This is a genomic window from Ruegeria sp. BHSB056 (assembly GCF_059613305.1).
Map to the genome: position 1 here is coordinate 1 of NZ_JBXWSG010000180.1, position 1918 is coordinate 1918.

A 1918-nucleotide genomic window follows, 5' to 3' on the forward strand; every position below is an offset into this window, starting at 1 on the left:
TGCGCGTTGAGGGCCCCTTTTGTGATGCGGGGGTCGTTGCCTTCGCTGAGGGCGATTATGGGACGGGTGGCCGGAGCGTTTTGCCGCAACAGCTCGACGGGTGTCAGGGTCATGTGCTCCGGCCTCGTCCTGGGGTTATGCGCCCTGCGCCTTCATGTCATCGGCGCTGATGCCGGCGACGGCGACGGGTTTTTTCATCGCGTCGCGGCGGAAAGGCTCGCCAAGCTCCTGGTTGATCAGGGCCTCGATCAGCGTGGTGATGCCGTTCTTCTGGTCCTCGATCGCCTGGTTCAGCGCCGCGGTCAGCTCGTCCTGGGTGCGGGCGACAACGCCTTTCAGGCCACAGGCCTGCGCGATACCGGCATAAGACACCTTGGTGTCCAGCTCGGTGCCCACGAAGTTGTCGTCGAACCACAGGGTCGAGTTGCGCTTTTCCGCGCCCCACTGGTAGTTGCGGAACACGATCTGGGTCACGGCGGGCCATTCCTCGCGGCCAATCGCGGTCAGTTCGTTCACCGCGATGCCAAAGGCACCGTCACCGGCAAAGCCCACAACCGGAACATCCGGGCAGCCGATCTTGGCACCAACGACGGCGGGCAGGCCATAGCCGCAGGGGCCGAACAGGCCCGGTGCCAGGTATTTGCGACCCTCTTCAAACGACGGATAGGCGTTGCCGATGGCGCAGTTGTTGCCGATGTCCGAGCTGATGATCGCCTCTTTCGGCAGCGCCGCCTGAATGGCGCGCCACGCCATGCGCGGGCTCATCCAGTCGGGCTTGGCCGCGCGGGCACGCTGGTTCCAGGTGGTGCCCGGATCGTCATCCTCATGGGTCATCGAGGTCAGTTCCTGCGCCCAGGCCGATTTCTTCTGCGCGATGCGCTCTTTGCGCTCCTTGCGGCCTTCGTCACCGGCGGTGTCGCTCAGCTGGGCCAGAATGCCCTTTGCCACCTTGGCGGCGTCGCCGATGATGCCGACGCTGACCGCTTTGGTCAGGCCGATACGGTCGGGGTTAATGTCGACCTGGATGATCTTCGCATCCGCGGGCCAGTAGTTGATGCCATAGCCCGGCAGGGTCGAGAACGGGTTCAGACGGGTGCCGAGGCACAGGACAACATCCGCCTCGCTGATCAGCTCCATCCCTGCTTTCGAACCGTTATAGCCCAGCGGACCGGCAAACAGCGGGTGGCTGCCCGGGAAGGCGTCATTGTGCTGGTAGCCGACGCAGACCGGCGCATCCAGACGCTCGGCCAGCGCTTTCGACGCCTCGATGCCGCCTTCGGCCAGAACCACACCGGCTCCGTTCAGGATCACCGGGTTCCTGGCGTTAGACAGCAGCTCGGCCGCCTGGGCCACGGCGCTTTCGCCGCCCGAGGGGCGCTCGAACTCGACAATGGCGGGCAGGTCGATATCGACAACCTGGGTCCACATGTCGCGCGGGATGTTCAGCTGGGCCGGGGCGCTGGCGCGTTTGGCCTGCATGATCACACGGTTCAGTACCTCGCAGACGCGGGTCGGGTCGCGGACCTCTTCCTGATAGGCGACCATGTCCTCGAACAGCTTCATCTGCTCGACTTCCTGAAAGCCCCCCTGACCGATGGTCTTGTTGGCCGCCTGCGGGGTCACCAGCAGCAGCGGTGTGTGGTTCCAGTAGGCGGTCTTGACGGCGGTCACGAAGTTGGTGATGCCCGGACCGTTCTGCGCGATCATCATCGACATCTTGCCGGTCGCCCGGGTGTAGCCATCCGCCATCATCCCCGCGCTGCCCTCATGCGCACAGTCCCAGAACATGATCCCAGCCTTCGGAAACAGATCCGAAATCGGCATCATCGCAGAGCCAATGATCCCAAACGCATGCTCAATACCATGCATCTGCAAAACCTTAACAAAGGCCTCTTCCGTCGTCATCTTCATAGGGGTG

Annotated in this window: 1 protein-coding gene; it reads right to left on the reverse strand. The window is 63.7% G+C overall.

The features are described from left to right. Window positions 1–135: 135 nt before the first annotated feature. Window positions 136–1911 carry a sulfoacetaldehyde acetyltransferase gene (gene xsc, locus AC2FND_RS20140; RefSeq protein ID WP_209599474.1) on the reverse strand — a complete coding sequence of 592 codons (1776 nt, stop codon included), beginning with the start codon at window positions 1909–1911 and terminating at the stop codon, window positions 136–138. Between the last annotated feature and the right edge of the window lie 7 nt (window positions 1912–1918).